At 44.2% G+C, this 2,275-nt stretch carries 2 protein-coding genes; one reads left to right on the top strand and one right to left on the bottom strand.

The window, feature by feature from the left end; translation table 11 throughout:
• The first annotated feature begins 696 nt into the window (after positions 1-696).
• Positions 697-1,416, top strand: a complete 720-nt coding sequence (locus EL26_RS22925) for a hypothetical protein (protein ID WP_038094787.1) — start codon at positions 697-699, stop codon at positions 1,414-1,416.
• A gap of 230 nt (positions 1,417-1,646) precedes the next feature.
• On the opposite strand, the gene EL26_RS22920 is transcribed toward EL26_RS22925, so the two are convergent.
• Positions 1,647-2,180 carry a hypothetical protein gene (locus EL26_RS22920; RefSeq protein ID WP_038094785.1) on the bottom strand — a complete coding sequence of 178 codons (534 nt, stop codon included), beginning with the start codon at positions 2,178-2,180 and terminating at the stop codon, positions 1,647-1,649.
• Positions 2,181-2,275 lie beyond the last annotated feature (95 nt).

The raw sequence follows: 2,275 nt of genomic DNA, 5'->3' as shown, positions 1-2,275 counted from the left end.
AAATTATTTTTATATTATAAAATATTTTAGTACTAGTGCATATCTAAAAGTATTATAAATAGTTCTACTCAAAAGAAAAAGGACAACCAATCGGTTGCCCACTAATGTCCATTATTCTCTTTCTGCTGCCATTTCTCTAGCGGCGAAACAAGGGAATTTTCAAACGGCGTTTTTGAGGAATTTTCAACTGGTGTTGACATTGGGGAGTATTATTCGCTTACCGAGGAACGGGTCAAGGACGAGATCACCCGCGTTGTGTATCCTCTCAATTTCCCTGTCGAGAAAACGGAGCGGCTACAAGACAATTCAACCAGACCTGGTGGCAACATTTCTTGGGCTTGATACATAATCTCAGAATACTACTAAATGAAAAATAGTAGAAAAAACTCCGATTGTAAGTGTCGGAGTTTCAGTGACTGATCGTTGTGATCAAAAGATATACATCAATTAGCAAGATTACTACTGCCCCAGAGCGTTCTGCCTTGTTTAGTTTCTTAGTGCCCAACAACAGATATAGATTAAACACGATCAAAGCAAGAATAGCTATAATTTTGAACATCAGACCGCCTCCTAACTCAATACACACTATATAATAACATGAACACGAATATCGCACTATCATTTTTAATAATTGACCAATTTATATTTATTTGATAATATTCTCTTATAAATAAGACCATCTATCGGAGGTTCGAAATGAAAAAGATTATCGCTCTACCAATCGCCGCTTCTATCTTGTTTACCACAGTAGGAACTGCAAACGCCACTCAGAGTACACCCACTATTCCACCCCTTGTTGAAGGAACCGCTCCGCAAAAGACTGTCAAGCAAGACATCAAGTATACAGCGGAGGGAAATAAGGTCGTTTCATTTTCAGTAGAGTACCCGCGCGATCCCAAAGCATCGATCGCAGTGAAGCCAAAACAAAAGGTTGATTCTTTTACTTTCACAAAAGACGGTGACATCTTCGAGAATGGTGTCAAGTTGGATCTGACGAAATACGCCAGTGAACAGTTCTATGCACAGAAACCGACGCTACAATCCGGCGGAAGTTCTTGGCTAACCTACTACGATGAGTATTCACCTGGTTACTTCGAAATGTACGGCTATCCGGATGCTAACTTCTTTATGGACTATTCGATAGGATCGAAATTATCCGCTTACAGCAACTACACATTTAAAGTCTCTTCCTTCATCACCTACGCTACAGATGTTGCGAATCAACGTGCTGGTATCGTTCAGAACGGCGCCGCATTAATGACTACACTCGGAATCACGGTTCTGACCGCCGCAACAGTCATAGGCGCGCTGGGTGGCGCGGGCACAGCGGCTGTTTTGGCTTATAACATCTATGATGATAGCAACAGCGGCCACGCGAGCATGAAGAACGCTTATTCCGTTTTGCAATCCTACTAGAAGGCAAAAGACCCCTTGAACGAGGGGTCTTTTGCTACTCTTGAAATAAGTACGCGTACGCACGTTCCAGCATACAAAACGAGAACGGACGTTCTCGGAATATGATCGGATTGCAACAAGGAACCAAACTAGGGGAAGAGCATCGGCTGTAACACTACTCAAAAGAAAAAGGGTAGCCAATCGGTTGCCCACTACTGTCCATTATGCTCTCTCTGAGCACCGCTGCAACGTTAACCCAACACCTTGCATTCAGTTTCTGTTCGAGTCGAGAGCATTTCAAGAAGTTCGTCGATCTGTTCCACAAGCCCGTTATGCTGGAAGATATCCGTTGCCCGCTTAATCAACTCACAGGCAGCATTCGTTTTATTCCTCGCAAACAGGAGGTACGCAAAGTTTTTGTACGCCCTCCCTCTCTCCGGGTGCTCTTGTGGTGCAATCCGTAACGCGTCTGCTACATATCTCCTTGCGTCTGCCAAAAAAACAGCACCATCATCCGATGCCCAGTAGTTGATCAGGATTTCCTCTGCTCGACTGTTTAGATTCGAGACCACACGAATCAGAGATAGGTGATTTATCAGTTCCTCCAAGTCCAATTCAACCGTCAAATCATGGCCGTACCCGCGCTCCATGTTTGCCCGATCCACAGGATTGATTCTGTTGAGTGAATGACCGAGGGCATTCTCCAACATCATCATGAACAGTTGAGCACCCGATTCCATGCGAATAAAATCACTGACGTTCTTCGGCAACACGGTCTGACTCACAGCACGTTCCCCCTGTTCTCTCTCACTTGTCGAGTGAATGACCACATCTCATGCATCACTCGCAAGGCACTTTGACAATCGTTGTGGGACTCGTA

It is taken from the genome of Tumebacillus flagellatus, assembly GCF_000714935.1.
GTDB lineage: Bacteria > Bacillota > Bacilli > Tumebacillales > Tumebacillaceae > Tumebacillus > Tumebacillus flagellatus.
Note: the sequence above shows the minus strand (reverse complement) of the source record. Positions and strands in the feature narration are given on the sequence as shown.

Bases quoted from the DNA above. Each gene is read 5' to 3' on its own strand.
- EL26_RS22925 (WP_038094787.1), top strand. From the start codon at position 697: ATGAAAAAGATTATCGCTCTACCAATCGCCGCTTCTATCTTGTTTACC.